The organism is Pseudomonas sp. SJZ131 (assembly GCF_007828705.1).
Classification (GTDB): domain Bacteria; phylum Pseudomonadota; class Gammaproteobacteria; order Pseudomonadales; family Pseudomonadaceae; genus Aquipseudomonas; species Aquipseudomonas prosekii.
Genome location: NZ_VIVC01000002.1, coordinates 1,017,919 through 1,038,112 on the forward strand (window position 1 = coordinate 1,017,919; position 20,194 = coordinate 1,038,112).

The following is a 20,194-nucleotide window of genomic DNA, read 5'->3' on the forward strand; positions in this document are numbered from 1 at the left end:
GCAGACCCTTGGCTAGCTCGTGACAACGAGCAGCAACCGTGATGGAAACAGCAATGAACTGGACCTGGTTTCATAAGCTCGGCTCACCCAAATGGTTTTATGGCATCAGCGGCAGACTGCTGCCGTGGCTGAGCGTCGCGGCGTTGCTGCTGATCGCCGTCGGCGTAGTCTGGGGCCTGGCCTTCGCGCCGCCGGATTACCAGCAGGGCAACAGCTTTCGCATCATTTATATCCACGTTCCGGCGGCGATGCTCGCGCAGTCCATCTACGTGATGCTGGCGGTGTGCGGCATCGTCGGGCTGGTCTGGAAGATGAAACTGGCCGACGTCGCCCTGCAATGCGCGGCGCCGATCGGGGCCTGGATGACCGCTGTGGCGCTGGTCACCGGGGCGATCTGGGGCAAACCGACGTGGGGCTCGTGGTGGGTCTGGGACGCGCGACTGACGTCGATGCTGATTCTGCTGTTTCTGTATTTCGGCCTGATTGCGCTGGGTAACGCCATCAGCAATCGCGACAGCGCGGCCAAGGCCTGCGCGGTGTTGGCGATTGTTGGCGTGATCAATATCCCGATCATCAAATACTCGGTGGAGTGGTGGAACACCCTGCACCAGGGTGCGACGTTCACCCTCACCGAAAAACCGGCAATGCCTGCCGAAATGTGGCTGCCGCTGCTGCTGACGGTGCTGGGTTTCTACTGTTTCTTCGGCGCAGTGCTGTTGCTGCGCATGCGCCTTGAAGTGCTCAAACGCGAAGCGCGGGCGAGCTGGGTCAAGGCCGAAGTGCAGAACAGTCTGGAGGTCGCACGATGAGTTTTGCTTCATTCGGCGACTTCATCGCCATGGGCCATCATGGCCTGTATGTCTGGTCCGCCTATGGCATCTGTCTGGCCGTGCTGGTCCTCAACGTGGCGGCGCCGATCCTGGCCCGCAAGCGGTATCTGCAACAAGAGGCGCGTCGTTTGCGCCGGGAGAACGGCAAGTGAATCCGCTGCGCAAAAAGCGTCTTATCATCATTCTCGCGATTCTCGTCGGGGTCGGCGCCGCCGTTGGCCTGGCCCTGAGCGCGCTGCAGCAGAACATCAATCTGTTTTACACACCGACCCAGATCGCCAATGGCGAAGCCCCGCAAGACACGCGCATCCGTGCTGGCGGCATGGTCGAGGCCGGGTCGCTGCAACGTTCTGGTGATTCGCTGGACGTCAAATTCGTTGTGACCGATTTCAACAAATCCGTGACCATCAGCTATCGCGGGATCCTCCCGGACCTGTTCCGCGAAGGGCAGGGCATTGTTGCGCTGGGCAAAATCAACGCCGATGGCGTAGTGGTCGCCGACGAAGTGCTGGCCAAGCACGACGAGAAATACATGCCGCCCGAAGTCACCAAGGCATTGAAAGACAGCGGCCAGTCCGCGCCCACCCCAGCAAAGGAGGGTTGATGTAATGACCTCTGCACTGTTCATTCCGGAATTGGGCCAACTGGCCATGATCCTCGCGCTGTGTTTTGCGCTGGTTCAAGCCATCGTGCCGTTGATGGGCGCCTGGCGCGGCGACCGCTTGTGGATGAGCCTCGCGCAACCCGCCGCGTGGGGCCAGTTTGCCTTCCTGTTGTTTTCCTTCGGTTGCCTGACTTACGCGTTCATGACCGACGACTTCTCCGTCGCTTACGTGGCCAGCAACTCCAACACAGCGTTGCCGTGGTACTACAAGTTCAGCGCAGTGTGGGGCGCGCACGAAGGCTCGTTGCTGCTGTGGGCGCTGATCCTCGGCGGCTGGACTTTCGCCGTGTCGGTGTTCTCCCGCCAATTGCCGCAAGTCATGCTTGCCCGCGTACTGGCGGTGATGGGCATGATCAGCACCGGTTTCCTGTTGTTCCTGATCCTCACGTCCAACCCGTTCGCGCGCATCCTGCCGCAGATCCCGACTGATGGTCGTGACCTCAATCCATTGTTGCAAGACATCGGCCTGATCGTGCATCCGCCGATGCTGTACATGGGTTACGTCGGTTTCTCGGTCGCTTTCGCTTTCGCCATCGCCGCACTGTTGGGCGGTCGACTGGATGCGGCATGGGCGCGCTGGTCGCGGCCGTGGACCATCGTTGCATGGGCGTTCCTCGGCATCGGCATCACGCTGGGCTCGTGGTGGGCGTATTACGAACTCGGCTGGGGCGGCTGGTGGTTCTGGGATCCGGTGGAAAACGCCTCGTTCATGCCTTGGCTGGTCGGCACGGCGCTGATTCACTCGTTGGCGGTCACCGAAAAACGTGGCGTGTTCAAGAGCTGGACGGTGTTGCTGGCCATTGCCGCGTTCTCGTTGAGCCTGCTCGGGACCTTCCTCGTGCGTTCCGGCGTGTTGACCTCGGTGCACGCCTTCGCCTCCGATCCGGAGCGCGGGGTGTTCATCCTGATTTTCCTGCTGTTTGTGGTCGGTGGCTCGCTGACGCTGTTCGCCCTGCGCGCGCCAGTGGTCAAAAGCCATGTCGGTTTCAACCTCTGGTCCCGCGAAACCCTGTTGCTGGGCAATAACCTGGTGCTGGTGGTGGCCGCGTCGATGATCCTGCTCGGTACGTTGTACCCGCTGATCCTCGATGCGATGACCGGCGCCAAGCTGTCGGTGGGCCCGCCGTACTTCAACGCGTTGTTCATTCCGTTGATGGCATTGCTGATGGTGGTGATGGCCATCGGCATGCTGGTGCGCTGGAAGGACACCCCGGTCAAATGGCTGGTCGGCATGCTGACCCCGGTGCTGCTCGGCAGCGCGGCGTTGGCCGTGGTCGCCGGCATTGCCTACGGCGATTTCAATTGGGCGGTGCTCGCCACGTTCATGCTCGCCGCGTGGGTGTTGCTGGCCGGCGTGCGCGACATCCTCGACAAGACTCGCCACAAAGGCCTGATCAAAGGCCTGCCGAGCCTGACCCGCAGCTATTGGGGCATGCAGATTGCGCACTTGGGCATCGCCGTGTGCGCGCTCGGCGTGGTGTTGTCGAGCCAGAACAGTGCCGAGCGCGATTTGCGCCTGGCGCCGGGCGAGTCCATGGACCTGGCCGGTTATCACTTCATCTTCGAAGGCACCAAGCATTTTGAAGGGCCGAACTTCACGTCCGACAAGGGCACCATCCGCGTCGTGCGCGATGGCAAGGAAGTCAGTGTGCTGCACCCGGAAAAACGTCTGTACACGGTGCAGAACTCGGTGATGACCGAGGCCGGGATCGACGCCGGTTTCACCCGCGACATCTACGTCGCCCTCGGCGAACCGCTGGGCGATGGCGCCTGGGCCGTGCGCGTGCACGTCAAGCCGTTCGTGCGCTGGATCTGGTTCGGCGGCTTGCTCACCGGCGCCGGCGGCTTGCTCGCGGCGATGGATCGGCGTTATCGGGTCAAGGTGAAAAGCCGCGTACGTGAAGCATTGGGCATGACAGGAGCCACGGCATGAAACGTTGGTTGATGGTGTTGCCGCTGGCGATTTTCCTGCTGGTGGCGGTGTTCCTTTATCGCGGCTTGTACCTGGACCCGGCCGAGCTGCCGTCGGCGATGATCAACAAGCCGTTCCCGGAGTTTTCGCTGCCAGCGGTGCAGGGCGACAAGACCCTGACCAAGGCTGACATTCTCGGCAAACCGGCGCTGGTCAACGTTTGGGGCACCTGGTGCATTTCCTGCCGGGTCGAGCACCCGGTGCTGAACAAACTGGCCGAGAAGGGCGTGGTGATCTACGGCATCAACTATAAGGACGTCAACGCCGACGCCTTGAAGTGGCTGGCCGAATTTCACAATCCCTATCAACTGGACATCCGTGACGACGAAGGCACGCTGGGCCTGAACCTCGGGGTCTACGGCGCGCCGGAAACCTTTTTCATCGACGCCAAAGGCATCATCCGCGACAAGTTCGTCGGCGTGATCGATGAACAGGTCTGGCGCGAAAAACTCGCGGCCAAGTATCAGGCACTGGTCGATGAGGCCAAGCCATGAAGCGCTGGCTCGCCGCGGCTGTTTTGGGTTTGAGCATGGCCGGCGTGGCGCACGCGGCCATCGACACTTACGAGTTCGCCAAAGAAGGTGATCGCGAGCGTTTTCGCGAGCTGACAAAGGAACTGCGTTGCCCCAAGTGCCAGAATCAGGACATTGCCGATTCCAACGCACCGATCGCCGCCGACCTGCGCAAAGAGATTTTCCGCATGTTGGGCGAGGGCAAGAACAACCAGCAGATCATCGATTTCATGGTCGATCGCTACGGTGATTTCGTTCGCTACAAACCCGCCCTCAACGCCAAGACTGCCTTGCTCTGGTTCGGTCCCGCCGGACTGTTGCTCGGCGGTTTCGTGATCATCGCCGTGATCGTCCGCCGTCGTCGTGTGCAACGCGCTGACACCCCGGACACGCTTTCTGCCGAGGAGCGTCAACGCCTCGACCACCTGTTGGATAAAAACCAAGAATGATTGATTTCTGGCTCGCTGCAGGTCTGCTACTTCTGGTTGCCCTGAGTTTTCTGTTGATCCCGGTGTTGCGCGGTCGTCGCGCTCAGCTCGAAGAGGATCGTACTGCCCTGAACGTCGCGCTGTATCAGGAGCGCGTGGCTGAGTTGCAGACTCAGCAGGAGGAGGGCGTGCTCAACGCGACGCAACTGGACACCGGCCGCGCCGAGGCCGCCCGCGAGTTGCTCGCCGACACCGAAGGCGTTACGGCACCGCGTGTATCGCGTCTGGGCAAACCGCTGCCCTTGCTGGCGGCGATTCTGGTGCCGGTTCTGGGCTTGGCGCTGTACCTGCATTTCGGCGCCAGCGACAAAGTCGAACTGACCCGCGAGTTCGCCCAGGCACCGCAGTCGATGGAAGAAATGACCCGTCGTCTGGAGCGTGCCGTCGAGGCGCAGCCGGATTCGGCGGAGGGTCTGTACTTCCTCGGTCGCACCTACATGGCTCAGGATCGGCCGGGCGACGCGGCGAAGATTTTCGAGCGCACAGTCAATTTGGCGGGCCGTCAGCCGGAATTGCTCGGCCAATGGGCGCAAGCCCAGTATTTTGCCGATGGCAAAAAGTGGTCGGACAAGATCCAGGCCCTGACCGACGAAGCATTGAAAGCCGATCCGAAGGAAGTCACCAGCCTGGGTCTGCTCGGCATCGCCGCGTTTGAGGCCGAGCGTTTCCAGGACGCCATCGACTACTGGAATCGCCTGCTGGCGCAACTGCCGCCGGACGACAATTCCCGAGGCGCGCTGCAGGGCGGCATCGCCCGCGCCACTGAGAAACTTGAGGCTGGCGGCGGCAAAGTGGCCCAGGCCCCAGCGGCCAAAGGCGCGTTGCTCAAGGTTCGCGTCGATCTCGCGGCGGAGCTTAAAGCCAAGGTCCAACCGGGTGACAGCGTGTTCATTTTCGCCCGTGCCACCTCCGGCCCACCGGCACCGCTGGCCGCCAAACGCCTGACCGTCGCGGACCTGCCGGCCTCCGTCGAACTGGGCGACGCCGACGCAATGATGCCGCAGTTGAAACTGTCGAACTTCCCTGAAGTCCAACTGGTTGCGCGCATTTCCCGCGCCGGCCAACCGACTGCCGGCGAATGGATCGGTCGCAGCCAGCCACTGGCCAGCAGCACCACCGCGCCCCAAACAGTGACCATCGACAGCCCGGATAAATAACAGGAACCGCCACCATGACGACCGCCTTCGCTCGAATCACCCTGCTCAGTCTGGTCATGGGGTTAAGCGCTTGTGCGGTCCATCGGCCGGAGCCGGCACCGCTGCCGCCGATCCCGCCCTCGCAGCCAAGCCCGACGCCTTCACCGACGCCATCGCCAGGCAAGCCGAGCATCCCGGCCAAACCGGCAAAACCGGTTCCACGCACCTCCGCCAGCTTCGCCCCACCACCGGGTGGCAACAGCCACTGGGACGCGAAGATGGGCGTCTACGTCCTCGACGACCAAACCAACACCTTCTACCGCCAGCGCACCTACTACCGCTGGAACAACGGCTGGAGCCGCTCGATCAGCCCTAATGGCCCGTGGGAAGAAACCGACATCCACGGCGTACCGGGTGGGTTGGGCAGGCAGTTTGGGCAGTAAGTGAATGAAAGCGGCGATCTTCGGATCGCCGTTTTTTTTTGTGGATTGTGAGAGCAGCACGGCTGGTCTCGCTGGACCGGATCAATAGACGCTCGGCTATACGCTGAAAAATTCCCTCGTCACACCCCTCGAATGATTCGCCGCCAACCCCAATCTCACATCCCGCAAAACAACCAAGCGTCTCCATCACTGATTTTGTGCTTGAGTAAAGATAACTCTAGGGTTACTTTTGATTGGCCCAAGCAAGGAGGCTGGTGTGCAGAGCAGGTTATTGATCAAGGAGCTGGAGGAGGCGGGCTGGACGTTGGATCGGGTCACCGGCAGTCACCATGTCTTCACTCACCGTTACAACCCGTACACGATTCCCGTTCCGCATCCGAAAAAGGATTTGCCGATCGGGACGGTAAAAAGCATCAGGAGGCGCGCCGGGCTGCACTGCCCGCCAGCCAGTTACGCAGGAGATCCATAATGCAATATCCCATCTGCATCGAGTGGGGCGACGAGAACACCGCCATCGGTATTCAGATCCCCGACATTCCCGGCGCAGTAACGGCCGGAGATACATTTGAAGACGCTTATAACGCGGCGGTCGAGATTGCTCACATCATGCTGCAGGAAATCGCTGCGGACGGAGAACCGATTCCGATGCCGACCTCAGCCGCCACGCACCGGGGCAATCCTGAATTTGCCGACATGGGCTGGGGAATGCTCGAACTGGACATCTCGCCGTACATGGGCAAAACCGAGAAGGTCAATGTGACGCTGCCCGGTTACGTCATTCAGCGGATTGACCGCTATGTACGCGAGCACAGCGTCAAAAGCCGTTCGTCCTTCCTCGCCGATGCGGCGATGGAGAAGCTGGTTCGACACTGAGTCCGTGATATCAACTTCGCAGGCAGCTTCGCCCCGACTGGCCCCACACCAATCCTGTAGGAGCGAGGCTTGCCCGCGAAGCTTTTCAGTTTCACGCAGTCGCCAGTGAGCCCTTCGGCGACACACTCAAAAACCGCACCAGTGCCAGCAGCGGAAACGCGCTGCCGACGATCACGATCCATAACCAGCCGCCGTGTTCGTACACGGCACTGGCGATTGACGAGCCGAACGCGCCGCCGATGAAGATGCTGGTCATGTACAGCGCATTGAGGCGGCTGCGGCTTTTGGCGTCGAGGGCGTAGACCGCGCGTTGGCCGAGGACCATGTTCATCTGCACGCAGAAGTCGAGCACAACGCCGGTGACGGCGAGGCCGATGACGCTGTAGATCGGGTGAATGAACGCTGGCAGGAAGCTCAGGCTGGCGAACAGCAGGGCCAGCAGCGATGCCATTCGGGTGTGGCCGGCATCGGCCAGGCGCCCGGCGATGGGCGCGGCGATTGCACCGATGGCGCCGACCAGGGCGAAGATCGCGATCTGGGTCTGGCTCAAACCATGATTGCGCGCCAGTTCCAGCGGCACGGCGGTCCAGAACAGGCTGAACGTGGCGAACATGCAACCCTGGTAAAACGCCCGTTGACGCAGTACCGGTTGTTGCCGCAGCAGTGTCCACAGCGAGCCGAGCAATTGCCCGTAAGAAGCCGTGTGATCAGGCTGGCGCTTGGGAATGGTCATCGCCAGCACGATGCTGATCGCCGCCATCAATGCCGCCGCGATCATGAACATCGCGCGCCAGCCGAGGTGGTCCGCCACCACACTGGACACCGGACGCGCCAGCAAAATACCCAGCAACAAACCGCCCATGATCCCGCCCACGACGCGGCCGCGAGAAGCTTCCGGCGTCAGGTGTGCGGCGAGCGGAATCAGGATCTGCACCGACACCGAGCTGAAACCGACCAGCAACGAGATCAGCAGAAACACATTCGGCTGATCGGTAAACGCCGCGCCCAGTAAGCTTGCGATCGCCACGACAGTGGTGATGATCATCAACTTGCGGTTTTCCAGCAGGTCGCCCAACGGCACCAGAAAGAACAGGCCCAGCGCATAACCAATCTGGGTCAGCGAAACGATGAAACTGGCCATGGTGCTGCTCAGGCCGATGTCCGGCGCGATCAGGCCAATGATGGGTTGGGCGTAATAGATGTTGGCAACAATGGCGCCGCAGCAGAAGGCGAACAGCAGCACCATGCCTCGGGTCATTGTCGCGGCGCTGTGTGGCGCCTGGGAGGCTGTTTTCATAAGATGTCTCGCTGAGCAATGGGGAATGCGCGCAGGCTAAGGGTTTGGTCACAGCGGCGGAAGAGCGATTGGATTGATAGCCATCATTGCTGTGCGAAATGAATGACCAACCGGATGGAGTCCGCAGAAGCCCCATCGTTGAAACTTTGAGGTCGGATGATACATTCACTTACATCTCGTTCGATAGCGTGCTCATGTTCCCTTCCACGTTTCATCACCAGGCAGCCATCTCCATGAATGCGATATTCCGTCAGCTGATTCGCAGCACCGCAGCCATCACGTTGATTACTCTGTTCACGGCCGGCCTCGCACAAGCCGCCGATGCGCCGGGCATGCGCATCGGTGTGCGGGGCGAGATCACCGGCGTCAATTCCGACAGCCTGAAAGTGCACGTCACCACTGGCGAAAACGTCGTGGTTCATCTGGACAGCGACACCAAGGTTCGCGGCGTGACCTTGGCCAATATCGAAGACATCAAGCCCGGCAGCTACATCGGCTCGGCCGCTGTGCCGCAGGAAGACGGCACGCTGAAAGCGCTGGAAGTTCACGTATTCCCGCCAGAACTCGCCGGCAGCGGCGATGGCCATCGGCCGTTCGATCTGGCCAAGGGCAGCAGCATGACCAATGGCAGCGTCGGTGATCTGCTGGTCAGCAACGGTCGAGTGCTGACCGTTAACTACAAGGGCGGCCAGCAGAAGATTCTGGTGCCGGAGGATGTGCCGATCGTCAACCTGGTGCCGGGCGATCGCAGCTTGCTCAAGGTCGGGGTGAAGATCGTGACGTTTGTCACGCAAAGCGCGGACGGTACACTGACGGCGCAATCGATCTCTGCAGGCAAGGACGGCGTGACACCACCGATGTGATGCCGGGTGCTCCCACAGGGGATGTTCGGCGGACGCAGCTCTTTTGTTCAGCCACAAAAAAGGCGACCGTATCAGGTCGCCTTTTTCATGGCTGCCTAGCCCTTACTGCGCATAGATCTGATCAAAAATCCCGCCATCATTGAAGTGGGTTTTCTGCACGGTGCGCCAGTCGCCAAAGGTCTTCTCTACCGAAAGGAAATCAACTTTCGGGAAACGATCGGTGTACTTGGCCAACACCGCCGGATCCCGCGGACGCAGGTAGTTAGCTGCCGCAATTTCCTGACCTTCCGGCGACCACAGGTACTTCAAATATTCCTCGGCAGCGGCGCGGGTACCTTTTTTGTCGACGACTTTATCGACCACAGAAACCGGCGGCTCGGCCTCAGCCGAAACGCTCGGGTAAATCACTTCGAACTGATCACGACCAAACTCGCGGGCAATCATTTCCGCTTCGTTCTCGAAGGTCACCAGCACGTCGCCGATCTGGTTGGTCATGAACGTGGTGGTCGCGGCACGGCCACCGGTATCCAGCACCGGCGCCTGCTTGAACAGTTTGCCGACGAAGGTTTTGGCCTTGTTTTCGTCGCCGCCGTTCTTCAGCACATAACCCCAGGCCGACAGGTAGGTGTAGCGGCCGTTGCCCGAGGTTTTCGGGTTGGGCACGATCACTTGCACGCCATCCTTGAGCAGGTCCGGCCAGTCTTTCAGGGCTTTCGGGTTGCCCTTGCGGACGATGAACACCGTGGCCGAAGTGAACGGCGCGCTGTTGTTCGGCAGGCGCGTGACCCAGTTGTCCGGGACCAGTTTGCCGTTGTCCGCCAGGGCGTTGATGTCGGTGGCCATGTTCATGGTAATGACGTCAGCCGGCAGGCCGTCGATCACCGAGCGCGCCTGTTTGCTCGAGCCGCCGAACGACATCTGCAACGTGATGTTTTCGTTGTGCTCGGCCTGCCAGTGTTTCTGGAACGCAGTGTTGTAGTCCTTGTAGAAATCGCGCATCACGTCGTAGGAAACGTTGAGCAGGGTCGGTGCGGCCTGAGCCACGCTGGTCAGGGCCAGGCCAGCGGCCAGAAGTGAGGCGCCAAAGAGTTTTTTCACTGCGCATTCCTTGTTCGATGAAGTGTTTTTATTAAAAGTGAGGCAATTTGCCAGCGACTATAGCCGGGCGCGCATAGTCCTTTAAAGATTAAAAAGCACTTTGCTTATTCCAGTTTCTTAAACAGCTGATTGCCGCATCGCGAACAAAACGCCGCGCCTGCTTCGTGGCTGTTTTTCTTGCACACCGGGCAGTCGTGTTGCAGCTGTTCGCCGCGCATCGCGTTGGCCAGTTCAGCGGTGAAAATCCCGGTCGGCACGGCGATGATCGAGTAACCGGTGATCATCACCAGCGACGAAATCACCTGACCCAGCGGCGTCTTCGGCACGATATCGCCGAAACCGACGGTGGTCAGCGTAACGATCGCCCAGTAGATGCCTTTGGGAATGCTGGTGAAGCCGTGTTCCGGGCCTTCGATCACGTACATCAGCGTGCCGAACACCGTCACCAGCGTGCAGACGCTGACCAGAAACACGACGATCTTCTGCTTGCTGCCGCGCAGCGCCGACATCAAATAGTTGGCTTGCTTGAGGTATGGGCTGAGCTTGAGCACGCGGAAAATCCGCAACATGCGGATGATTCGAATGATCAGCAAATACTGCGCATCGGCGTAATACAACGCGAGAATCCCCGGCACAATCGCCAGCAAGTCCACCAACCCGTAAAAGCTGAATGCGTAGCGCAACGGCTTCGGCGAGCAGTACAGGCGCAAGCCGTATTCGATGGCGAAAATCACCGTGAAGCCCCACTCGATGTACGCCAGCACGTTGGCGTAGTTCTGATGGATCGAGTCGATGCTGTCGAGCATCACGATCACGATGCTGGCGAGGATGATCAACAGCAAGATGCCGTCGAAGCGCCGCCCAGCCTTGGTGTCGCTCTGGAAAACCATGACGTAAAGCTCTTCACGCCAGTTTTTGCTGCTGTCCATGGATACCGCCTGAACCAATGATCAGCGAAGCCTAGGGTGATTCTCCCCGGTAGCGCAAGGCGCACTTTCAACGGCGGCTTTGGTGAACATTTGCACAGCGCTGCGCAGCAGCCAGCAGGCGAGGATAAATGGCGCGGTCAGCGTCGGCAGACCGACGAGGGCGAACAGCGGCGTCAGCATCAGCGCCGCGCCGATCGCCAGCAGTGGCAGCCACGGTTGGCGGCGCTGCGAGCTGAAGGCGAGGGCGGCCAGCACGGCGTTGTAACCACCGAGGCCGAGCAGCGCGGTATAGACATCCTGGTGCAACAAACTCCAGCTCATCCCCGCAAAAGAGCCGAACAGCGCCCAGCAGAACGCGCGGCGATCAGCGATCAGCAAACCGGCGGCAATCAGCGCGCCGGCCAGTGGATGGCTGAGAAACATCACTTGGCCAAGTCCTTTCAACGGCGCGGCGAGGGTGTTGAGCGCGCTGATTTCAATCAAGTGCGCCTGAGTCGAAGGCGTGGCAAAACACAGCAGCACCCAACTCAGCCCGACGAAGGGCGCGGTGCAGGCCGGCAGGTATTGGCTGAGGCGGGCGTGCTTGAGCCATTGCTGGGTGAGCATGGCGCTGAGGCCGCCGGCAGCGATGATCAGCGGCGGCAACAGCGCTGACCAGGGGAAATACAGGCTCAGCAACAAGCCGAGCAGAACACCGTTGTAGCTGAACAAACCGGCCTGGCGATCAGCCTTGGCATAACCGCGCCGTTGCGCCGTGAGCAACCCGGCAACCCCGCCCAGCAGTGCGCCGCCGAGCAAAGTGGGCGCGGTAAACAGAATCGCCGACAGGCACAGCAGACCGCACAGCGGATGCCGCTGCAGGAAAATCTGGCTGAAACCGTTGAGCAGGGCAGTGGCCCAGTCGGGGCAATGGGTGTTGAAGTGGTTGGCAGGCATGATGACGTCTGTGTTGTTTCAGTTAGATCGTGGTGCCTGCATCGCGAGCAAGCTCGCTCCCACATTGAATCTCTGTTCAATCAACGGATCTGTGAAAAACACACATCCACTGTGGGAGCGAGCTTGCTCGCGATGAGGTCAGTGCAGGCACCACAAAGGTCGGTCTTTAAATCAACGTTTCGATACGCAACGAGTTAGTCGACCCCGGCTGCCCGAACGGCACACCCGCAGTGATCAACAGTGTGTCGCCGCGTTGCGCCATGCCTTGGGCCTGGGCGATTTCCAGCGCCGTCGAACACACCTCGTCGACCTGGCGCAGCCGATCATTGACCACCGAATGCACGCCCCACGCCACGGTCAAACGGCGCGCTGTTTGCAGGTTCGGCGTGAGGTTGAGGATCGGCACCGTCGGCCGTTCCCGCGCCGCGCGCAGGCTCGACGTCCCCGATTCGCTGTAATTCACCAGCACCGCCACCGGCAGCACATTGCTGATGCGGCGGATCGCGCAACTGATCGCATCAGAAACCGTTGCTTCCGCTTTCGGCCGGCTGACGTCCAGTTGCGTCTGATAGTCCGGACCGTTTTCCACTTGGCGAATGATCTTGCTCATCATCTGCACCGCTTCCAGCGGGTATTCGCCGGACGCGGTTTCTGCCGACAACATCACCGCATCCGCGCCTTCGGCCACGGCGTTGGCGACGTCCGTCACCTCGGCACGGGTTGGGGCAGGGGAGAAGCGCATCGATTCGAGCATTTGCGTCGCCACCACCACCGGTTTGCCCAATTCGCGGCACGTTTTGATTATGTTTTTCTGAATCTGCGGCACGCTTTCGGCCGGCACTTCCACGCCAAGGTCGCCGCGCGCAACCATGATTGCGTCGCTCAATTCGGCGATTTCACGCAGTTGCGTCACGGCTGACGGTTTCTCGATTTTCGCCATCAGGAACGCTTTGTCGCCGATCAACGCGCGGGCCTCGCGAATGTCTTCCGGGCGCTGCACAAACGACAGCGCCACCCAATCCACGCCGAGCTCCAGACCGAAGCTCAAATCGCGACGATCCTTGGCGGTCAGCGGGCTCAGATCCAGCACCGCTTGCGGCACGTTCACGCCTTTGCGGTCGGACAGTTCGCCGCCATTGAGCACCGTGGTGTCGATCGCGTCGGAATACTTGGTGACCACGCGCAGACGCAATTTGCCGTCATCGAGCAGCAGGTCCATGCCCGGCTCCAGCGCCGCGATGATCTCGGGATGTGGCAAGTTGACCCGGCGCTCGTCGCCCGGCGTGGTGTCGAGATCCAGGCGCAACGCCTGGCCGCGATGCAGTTGCACTTTGCCCTCGGCGAACTTGCCGACCCGCAGTTTCGGGCCTTGCAGGTCCATGAGAATGCCCAGCGGGTAATTCAACTGGCGCTCGACTTCACGAATCCACTGATAGCGCTGCGCATGATCGGCGTGATCGCCGTGGCTGAAATTCAACCGGAAGATATTCACCCCGGCCTCGACCAGTTCGCGGATGTCTTCGATGCCGTGGGTGGCCGGGCCGAGGGTGGCGAGGATTTTGACCTTTTTATCAGGCGTCATTTTTTGTGCTCTCGAGAATCAGGATGGCGCGGAAGTCGTTGACGTTGGTGCGCGTCGGCTCGGTGACGATCAGCGCGTCGAGCGCCTCGAAATAGCCGTAGCCATTGTTGTTGTCCAACTCGTCGCTGGCGCTCAAACCGAGGGCGGCGGCGCGGGCGTAGCTGTCCGGGGTCATGATCGCGCCGGCATTGTCTTCGGAGCCGTCGATGCCATCGGTGTCGCCGGCCAGCGCATAGACGCCCGGCAGGCCTTTGAGGCTGTCGGTCAGGCTCAGCAGGAATTCGGCGTTGCGTCCGCCGCGACCGTTGCCGCGCACGGTGACCGTGGTTTCGCCGCCGGAAAGGATTACGCAAGGTGCGGCCAATGGCTGGCCGTGCAGAATGATCTGCCGCGCGATGCCGGCATGCACTTTCGCCACTTCGCGCGATTCGCCTTCCAGGTCGCCGAGGATCAGCGGGCTGAAACCGGCCTGACGGCACTTCACCGCAGCCGCTTCAAGCGATTGCTGCGGACGTGCGATCAGCTGGAAATGACTGCGCGCCAGGCTCGGGTCGCCGGGTTTGACGGTTTCCGACTCGGGACTCTGCAGCCAGTTGCGCACCGACACCGGCACTTCGATCGAATAACGCTTGAGGATCGCCAGCGCTTCGGCCGACGTGCTTGGGTCGGCCACGGTCGGGCCTGAAGCGATGACTGTGGCGAGGTCGCCCGGCACGTCGGAAATCGCGTAGGTATAAACAGTCGCCGGCCAGCAGGCTTTGCCGAGACGGCCGCCCTTGATCGCCGAGAGGTGCTTGCGCACGCAGTTCATCTCGCCGATGGTCGCGCCGGATTTGAGCAGCGCTTTGTTGATCGATTGCTTGTCGGCGAGGGTGATGCCTTCCGCCGGCAGGGCTAGCAACGCCGAGCCGCCGCCGGAGAGCAGGAAGATCACGCGGTCGTCTTCGCTGAGGTTGCTGACCAGCTCCAGCACGCGCTTGGCTACGGCCAGACCCGCTGCGTCCGGCACCGGGTGCGCGGCTTCGACCACTTCGATTTTTTCGCACGGCGCGCCGTGGCCGTAGCGGGTCACCACCAGCCCTGAGACTTCGCCCTGCCAGCAGCGCTCGACCACTTGCGCCATGGCGGCGGCGGCTTTGCCGGCGCCGATGACGATCACCCGACCGCTGCGATCACTGGGCAGATGGGCTTCAAGGACTTGCTGCGGATGCGCCGCGTCGATGGCTGTGGCAAACAGCTCGCGCAGCAGTTGTTGCGGATCGACCGACATGGCGGGCTCCCGGAATTCTTGTTATTGGAGAACGACTCGAACCCCTGTAGGAGCGAGGCTTGCCCGCGAAGGCGTCAGTACAAACGCCGTTGAGAGTCAGTCAGACCGAGGCGCTGCCTTCGCGGGCAAGCCTCGCTCCTACAGGGGGTAGGGGATGGCTTACTTGTTATCGCGGATCGAGAAATTGGCCATGTGCTCCAGGCCTTTGATCAGCGCCGAGTGGTCCCAGTTGCTGCCACCGATGGCTGCGCAGGTGCTGAACACTTGCTGGGCGTTGGCGGTGTTTGGCAGGTTGATGTTGAGTTCCTTGGCGCCTTGCAGGGCCAGGTTCAGGTCCTTCTGGTGCAGGCTGATGCGGAAGCCCGGATCAAAGGTGCCTTTGATCATGCGCTCGCCGTGTACTTCGAGAATTTTCGACGAAGCGAAACCGCCCATCAGTGCTTCACGAACCTTGGCTGGATCGGCGCCGTTTTTCGAAGCAAACAACAGCGCTTCGGCGACGGCCTGAATGTTCAGCGCAACGATGATCTGGTTCGCCACTTTCGCGGTTTGACCGTCACCATTGCCACCGACCAGGGTGATGTTCTTGCCCATCGCCTGGAACAGCGGCAGGGCGCGTTCGAAGGCGTCGGCATCGCCGCCGATCATGATGCTCAGGCTCGCAGCCTTGGCGCCGACTTCACCGCCGGAGACTGGCGCGTCGAGGTATTGCGCGCCTTTTTCGTTGACCTTGGCGGCGAAGGTTTTGGTCGCGGTCGGCGAGATTGAGCTCATGTCGATGACGATTTTGCCTTTGCCGACACCGGCGGCAATCCCGTCGGCGCGGAACAGCACATCGTCGACCTGCGGGGTATCCGGCACCATGATGATGATGAATTCGGCTTCTTGCGCGACTTCCTTCGGGTTGGCCAGAGCGATGGCGCCGCCCGCAACCAGATCAGCCGGCGCAGCGTCGTGGTGCGCCGACAGGAACAGGCTGTGACCGGCTTTCTGCAGGTTCAACGCCATTGGGTGGCCCATGATGCCGGTGCCGATAAATCCGATTTTAGCCATGAGAAAATCCTCTTGTTTTTATTGCTCTGTTCGCAAAATTCGTGGGGTGTCAGCGAGGGCGCCTTCGCGGGCAAGCCTCGCTCCTACGAACAACCCTGCTCCCTGTAGGAGCGAGGCTTGCCCGCGAAGAACGATGACGCGGTGTCAGATCAAATTGCGTTGTGGGTTTTCAGCCAGCCGAGGCCCGCTTCTGTGGTGGTCAGCGGCTTGTATTCGCAACCCACCCAACCCTGATAACCAATGCGATCGAGGTGTTCGAACAGGAAGCGATAGTTGATCTCGCCGGTGCCCGGTTCGTTACGCCCAGGGTTGTCCGCCAATTGCACATGGTTGATCTCAGCCAGGTGCGATTGCAGCGTGCGCGCCAGGTCGCCTTCCATGATTTGCATGTGATAGATGTCGTATTGCAGAAACAGATTGGCACTGCCGACCTGCTCGCGAATCGACAGGGCTTGCGCGGTGTTGTTCAGGTAGAAGCCGGGGATGTCGCGGGTGTTGATCGCTTCCATCACCAGTTTGATCCCCGCCGCTTGCAGCTTGTCGGCCGCGTACTTGAGGTTGCTGACGAAAGTTTTTTCCCCCGTGGCATCGTCGACGCCTTGCGGACGAATACCGGCCAGGCAGTTGATCTGCGTATTGCCCAGCACTTGCGCGTAAGCAATCGCCAGATCGACGCCGGCCCGAAACTCTTCGACCCGATCCGGCAGGCACGCGATGCCGCGCTCACCTTTGGCCCAATCACCGGCCGGCAGGTTGAACAGCACTTGGGTCAGACCGTTGGCATCGAGTTTGGCTTTGATTTCGGCGGAGCTGAAGTCGTAAGGGAACAGGTACTCGACACCACTGAAACCGGCTTTGGCGGCCGCTTCGAAACGGGCAAGAAAATCCTGTTCGGTGAACAGCATGGACAGGTTGGCTGCGAAACGCGGCATGGTGGTCTCCCGTAAAATATAGGGCCTGTAGCAGCTGCCGAGGCACGAGGCTGCGTTGGGCTGCGAAGCGGCCCCCGCGATGGCGGTCCTGCGGACACGCAACGCAGCCTCGTGCCTCGGCAGCTGCTACAAGTTCAGGTCATTCTCAATCAAGCATCGAAATCGCTGTTGGCGCATCGTTGCCGACCAGCGCCAGGTCTTCGAATTCGTTGACCGCGTTGATCTCGGTGCCCATCGAAATGTTGGTCACGCGTTCCAGAATAATCTCGACGATCACCGGCACCTTGAACTCTTCGATCAGTTCCTGAGCCTTGCGCAGGGCAGGCTGGATCTGCGCCGGTTCGAACACACGCAGTGCCTTGCAGCCGAGGCCTTCGGCAACCGCGACGTGGTCGACACCGTAACCGTTGAGCTCCGGTGCGTTGAGGTTATCGAAGGACAGCTGCACGCAGTAGTCCATGTCGAAACCGCGTTGGGCCTGACGGATCAGCCCCAGGTACGAGTTGTTCACCACGACGTGGATGTACGGCAGTTTGAACTGCGCGCCCACCGCCAACTCTTCGATCATGAACTGGAAATCATAGTCGCCCGACAGCGCCACAACCTTGCGCGTCGGATCAGCCTTGACCACGCCCAGCGCTGCCGGAATGGTCCAGCCCAACGGGCCGGCCTGACCGCAGTTGATCCAGTGACGCGGCTTGTAGACGTGCAGGAACTGCGCGCCGGCAATCTGCGACAGACCAATGGTGCTGACGTAGCAGGTGTCTTTGCCGAATACTTGGTTCATCTCTTCATACACGCGCTGCGGCTTGACCGGCACGTTGTCGAAGTGGGTCTTGCGTTGCAGGCTGGCCTTGCGCTGCTGGCAATCCTGCAGCCAGGCGCTGCGGTTTTTCAGCTTACCGGCGGCTTGCCACTCGCGAGCGACTTCGATGAACACGGTCAGCGCGGCGGCGGCGTCGGACACGATGCCCAGGTCCGGGTTGAACACGCGGCCAATCTGCGTCGGCTCAATGTCGACGTGAATGAATTTGCGACCTTCGGTGTAGACGTCGATCGAACCGGTGTGACGGTTGGCCCAACGGTTACCGACGCCCAACACCACGTCAGATTTGAGCAATGTCGCGTTGCCGTAGCGGTGCGAGGTTTGCAGGCCAACCATGCCGACCATCAACGGGTGATCGTCGGGGATTGTGCCCCAGCCCATCAGTGTCGGGATAACCGGGATGCCGGTCAGCTCGGCGAACTCGACCAGCAGCTCGCTGGCGTCGGCGTTGATGATGCCGCCACCGGCGACCAGCAACGGCCGCTCAGCCTGATCGAGCATGGCCAGGGCCTTTTCGATTTGCACGCGGTTGGCGGTGGGCTTGGCCAGTGGCAGCGGCTGGTAGGCGTCGATGTCGAATTCGATTTCGGCCATCTGCACGTCGAACGGCAGGTCGATCAGCACAGGGCCAGGGCGCCCGGAGCGCATTTCGTAGAAGGCTTTCTGGAACGCGTAAGGCACCTGGCCCGGCTCCATGACGGTGGTTGCCCACTTGGTCACGGGTTTGACGATCGCGGTGATGTCGACGGCCTGGAAGTCTTCTTTATGCATGCGCGCCCGCGGTGCCTGGCCGGTGATGCAAAGAATCGGGATCGAGTCGGCCGAGGCGCTGTAAAGGCCGGTGACCATGTCGGTACCCGCCGGGCCGGAGGTGCCGATGCACACGCCAATGTTGCCGGCCTTGGTGCGCGTGTAGCCCTCGGCCATGTGCGAAGCGCCTTCAACGTGGCGAGCGAGCACGTGATCGATGCCACCGACCTTCTGCAGGGCGGAGTACAGCGGGTTGATCGCGGCGCCCGGGATGCCGAAAGCGGTATCAACCCCTTCACGGCGCATCACCAGAACGGCGGCTTCGATTGCTCTCATTTTGCTCATGGTTTTGGTGCCTCTTACGTTTTGTAATTGTATACAAGTGGCTTTGCGCAGAGTGTATTCACGGCGGACGGCGCAGGTCAATCCATTTTCTCAAGCGTCTGTTTCATTCGTCGGAAGCCTGTTCTGCTGTGGCTTTTCGTCGCATGCGGCGCTTTTCGAGAATTATTGTATACAAATAAATAATCTATTGTGTTCTATTTGTTGCATCGGTCTGCGGCGAAAGCACGCAGCCCAACAGCTTTCCCTATAACAAAATGAGGACGGCACCATGAGCGCTTTAACCTTGAAAGTGGCAGTCAGCCTGGTCGATCAGGCCATCGCCGCAGGACGTGCAATTTCCGCAGCCCCACTGACCATCGCCGTGCTGGACGCCGGCGGGCACCTGGTCACCTTGCAACGCGAGGACGGCGCAAGCCTGCTGCGCCCGCAAATCGCTATCGGCAAAGCCTGGGGCGCAATCGCCCTGGGCAAAGGTTCACGCCTGCTGGCGCTGGACGCCCAACAACGCCCGGCATTCATCGCCGCACTCAACAGCCTGGGGCAGGGCAGCGTCGTCCCGGCACCGGGCGGTGTGTTGATCCGCGATCAGGATGGCAATGTGCTGGGTGCGGTCGGGATCAGCGGCGATCTGTCGGATGTCGATGAACAGTGTGCGATTAGCGCGATAGAGGCGCTGGGGCTGCGGGCGGATGCGGGGGTTGCTGCTTAAGATTTTTGTTGATTGACCTGGCGCTATCGCGAGCAGGCTCACTCCTACAGGGATTGATGGTGGACACAAATTGTGTCAACACCGCAAATCCCCTGTAGGAGTGAGCCTGCTCGCGATAGCTATCTATCAGACACATCCAGCCAACTGTTTGCCCCGTCTCCCAGCCTTCACAGGTCTAGCCTTTTCCTGAATTCATCATGAAAGGGCAAAGGAATGCCGGACCTACCCGCTGCACATCGATTGCGCCTCGGCCGCTATGCCGAACCCAACCGAATTTATCTGCTGACCACCAACACATTTCGCAGAGAACCTGTCTTCAACGACTTTGCCTTGGGCAGATTGGTCGTTGCGCAATTGCGCGCTGCGCAGGACCGAGGCTTGGCAAACTCCCTGGCCTGGGTGGTCATGCCCGATCACTTTCATTGGTTGATTGAGTTACAGCGCGGCTCTTTGAGCGAGTTGATGCAAAAGACCAAGTCGATGAGTACCAAGGCAGTGAAGCAGTGTAGTGGTCGAGCTACTGAACTCTGGCAGAGAGGATTCCATGATCGGGCACTTCGGCGGGAGGAGGATTTGGTCAAGCTTGCTCGGTATGTCGTAGCCAACCCGTTGCGGGCTGGACTGGTGGAGAAGCTGGGCGACTATCCGCTGTGGGATGCGATCTGGGTTTGACCGGATACCGAAGT

At 60.7% G+C, this 20,194-nt stretch carries 22 protein-coding genes; 13 read left to right on the forward strand and 9 right to left on the reverse strand.

Annotation, left to right across the window (positions count from 1 at the left end):
- Positions 1 to 53: 53 nt before the first annotated feature.
- The 10 genes from FBY12_RS11655 to FBY12_RS11700 all read left to right on the forward strand — a co-directional run bounded on the left by FBY12_RS11655 (position 54) and on the right by FBY12_RS11700 (position 6,918).
- Positions 54 to 809 (forward strand): heme ABC transporter permease, encoded by a 756-nt coding sequence (locus tag FBY12_RS11655; protein ID WP_092271398.1) that lies wholly within the window; start codon positions 54 to 56, stop codon positions 807 to 809.
- Positions 806 to 982, forward strand: coding sequence for a heme exporter protein CcmD (gene ccmD, locus FBY12_RS11660; protein ID WP_092271396.1), 177 nt, complete (start codon positions 806 to 808; stop codon positions 980 to 982). Before FBY12_RS11655 ends, ccmD begins: the two co-directional genes overlap by 4 nt.
- Complete coding sequence (gene ccmE / locus FBY12_RS11665; RefSeq protein ID WP_121733512.1) at positions 979 to 1,434, forward strand: cytochrome c maturation protein CcmE; 456 nt, start codon at positions 979 to 981, stop codon at positions 1,432 to 1,434. Before ccmD ends, ccmE begins: the two co-directional genes overlap by 4 nt.
- 4 nt (positions 1,435 to 1,438) lie before the next feature.
- Positions 1,439 to 3,427, forward strand: a complete 1,989-nt coding sequence (locus FBY12_RS11670) for a heme lyase CcmF/NrfE family subunit (protein ID WP_145252945.1) — start codon at positions 1,439 to 1,441, stop codon at positions 3,425 to 3,427.
- The gene (locus FBY12_RS11675) at positions 3,424 to 3,960 is read left to right on the forward strand and encodes a DsbE family thiol:disulfide interchange protein (RefSeq protein WP_092271391.1); all 537 of its coding nucleotides are present in this window, start codon (positions 3,424 to 3,426) and stop codon (positions 3,958 to 3,960) included. The genes FBY12_RS11670 and FBY12_RS11675 overlap by 4 nt, the downstream gene beginning before the upstream one ends.
- On the forward strand, positions 3,957 to 4,427 hold the full coding sequence (locus FBY12_RS11680; RefSeq protein WP_145252946.1) for a cytochrome c-type biogenesis protein: 471 nt from the start codon (positions 3,957 to 3,959) through the stop codon (positions 4,425 to 4,427). The genes FBY12_RS11675 and FBY12_RS11680 overlap by 4 nt, the downstream gene beginning before the upstream one ends.
- A complete protein-coding gene (gene ccmI, locus FBY12_RS11685; RefSeq protein ID WP_145252947.1) occupies positions 4,424 to 5,623 on the forward strand; it encodes a c-type cytochrome biogenesis protein CcmI in 1,200 nt (399 codons plus the stop codon). Before FBY12_RS11680 ends, ccmI begins: the two co-directional genes overlap by 4 nt.
- A gap of 14 nt (positions 5,624 to 5,637) precedes the next feature.
- Positions 5,638 to 6,045, forward strand: coding sequence for a hypothetical protein (locus tag FBY12_RS11690; protein WP_101207333.1), 408 nt, complete (start codon positions 5,638 to 5,640; stop codon positions 6,043 to 6,045).
- A 256-nt stretch (positions 6,046 to 6,301) separates the two neighbouring features.
- Positions 6,302 to 6,514 (forward strand): type II toxin-antitoxin system HicA family toxin, encoded by a 213-nt coding sequence (locus FBY12_RS11695; RefSeq protein ID WP_121733508.1) that lies wholly within the window; start codon positions 6,302 to 6,304, stop codon positions 6,512 to 6,514.
- On the forward strand, positions 6,514 to 6,918 hold the full coding sequence (locus FBY12_RS11700; RefSeq protein ID WP_145252948.1) for a type II toxin-antitoxin system HicB family antitoxin: 405 nt from the start codon (positions 6,514 to 6,516) through the stop codon (positions 6,916 to 6,918). Before FBY12_RS11695 ends, FBY12_RS11700 begins: the two co-directional genes overlap by 1 nt.
- 91 nt (positions 6,919 to 7,009) lie before the next feature.
- Here FBY12_RS11700 and FBY12_RS11705 read toward each other — a convergent pair whose 3' ends face one another.
- Positions 7,010 to 8,215, reverse strand: coding sequence for an MFS transporter (locus tag FBY12_RS11705; protein WP_145252949.1), 1,206 nt, complete (start codon positions 8,213 to 8,215; stop codon positions 7,010 to 7,012).
- 233 nt (positions 8,216 to 8,448) lie between these two features.
- Between FBY12_RS11705 and FBY12_RS11710 the strand changes: the two genes are divergently transcribed.
- Positions 8,449 to 9,078: a DUF5666 domain-containing protein gene (locus FBY12_RS11710; RefSeq protein WP_145252950.1), complete on the forward strand. Its 630-nt coding sequence runs from the start codon at positions 8,449 to 8,451 to the stop codon at positions 9,076 to 9,078.
- Positions 9,079 to 9,180: 102 nt separating this feature from the next.
- Here the strand turns inward: FBY12_RS11710 and FBY12_RS11715 are convergent, their stop codons facing one another.
- The 8 genes from FBY12_RS11715 to gcl all read right to left on the reverse strand — a co-directional run bounded on the left by FBY12_RS11715 (position 9,181) and on the right by gcl (position 18,799).
- Positions 9,181 to 10,176 carry a sulfate ABC transporter substrate-binding protein gene (locus FBY12_RS11715; RefSeq protein WP_145252951.1) on the reverse strand — a complete coding sequence of 332 codons (996 nt, stop codon included), beginning with the start codon at positions 10,174 to 10,176 and terminating at the stop codon, positions 9,181 to 9,183.
- Positions 10,177 to 10,280: 104 nt separating this feature from the next.
- Positions 10,281 to 11,105: an ion transporter gene (locus tag FBY12_RS11720; RefSeq protein ID WP_092271372.1), complete on the reverse strand. Its 825-nt coding sequence runs from the start codon at positions 11,103 to 11,105 to the stop codon at positions 10,281 to 10,283.
- Positions 11,106 to 11,126: 21 nt separating this feature from the next.
- The gene (locus tag FBY12_RS11725) at positions 11,127 to 12,041 is read right to left on the reverse strand and encodes an urea transporter (RefSeq protein WP_145252952.1); all 915 of its coding nucleotides are present in this window, start codon (positions 12,039 to 12,041) and stop codon (positions 11,127 to 11,129) included.
- Positions 12,042 to 12,207: 166 nt separating this feature from the next.
- Positions 12,208 to 13,623, reverse strand: a complete 1,416-nt coding sequence (gene pyk, locus FBY12_RS11730; RefSeq protein WP_121733503.1) for a pyruvate kinase — start codon at positions 13,621 to 13,623, stop codon at positions 12,208 to 12,210.
- Positions 13,613 to 14,893 carry a glycerate kinase gene (locus FBY12_RS11735; protein WP_145252953.1) on the reverse strand — a complete coding sequence of 427 codons (1,281 nt, stop codon included), beginning with the start codon at positions 14,891 to 14,893 and terminating at the stop codon, positions 13,613 to 13,615. Before FBY12_RS11735 ends, pyk begins: the two co-directional genes overlap by 11 nt.
- A 159-nt stretch (positions 14,894 to 15,052) precedes the next feature.
- Complete coding sequence (locus tag FBY12_RS11740; RefSeq protein ID WP_092271364.1) at positions 15,053 to 15,946, reverse strand: 2-hydroxy-3-oxopropionate reductase; 894 nt, start codon at positions 15,944 to 15,946, stop codon at positions 15,053 to 15,055.
- A 149-nt stretch (positions 15,947 to 16,095) separates the two neighbouring features.
- Positions 16,096 to 16,878, reverse strand: coding sequence for a hydroxypyruvate isomerase (gene hyi, locus FBY12_RS11745; RefSeq protein ID WP_145252954.1), 783 nt, complete (start codon positions 16,876 to 16,878; stop codon positions 16,096 to 16,098).
- 145 nt (positions 16,879 to 17,023) lie between these two features.
- A complete protein-coding gene (gene gcl / locus FBY12_RS11750) occupies positions 17,024 to 18,799 on the reverse strand; it encodes a glyoxylate carboligase (RefSeq protein ID WP_092271359.1) in 1,776 nt (591 codons plus the stop codon).
- 268 nt (positions 18,800 to 19,067) lie between these two features.
- Between gcl and FBY12_RS11755 the strand changes: the two genes are divergently transcribed.
- Both FBY12_RS11755 and FBY12_RS11760 read left to right on the forward strand, forming a co-directional pair.
- Complete coding sequence (locus FBY12_RS11755; protein ID WP_109502342.1) at positions 19,068 to 19,508, forward strand: heme-binding protein; 441 nt, start codon at positions 19,068 to 19,070, stop codon at positions 19,506 to 19,508.
- Positions 19,509 to 19,721: 213 nt separating this feature from the next.
- Positions 19,722 to 20,180, forward strand: coding sequence for a transposase (locus tag FBY12_RS11760; protein ID WP_145252955.1), 459 nt, complete (start codon positions 19,722 to 19,724; stop codon positions 20,178 to 20,180).
- Positions 20,181 to 20,194: the final 14 nt, after the last annotated feature.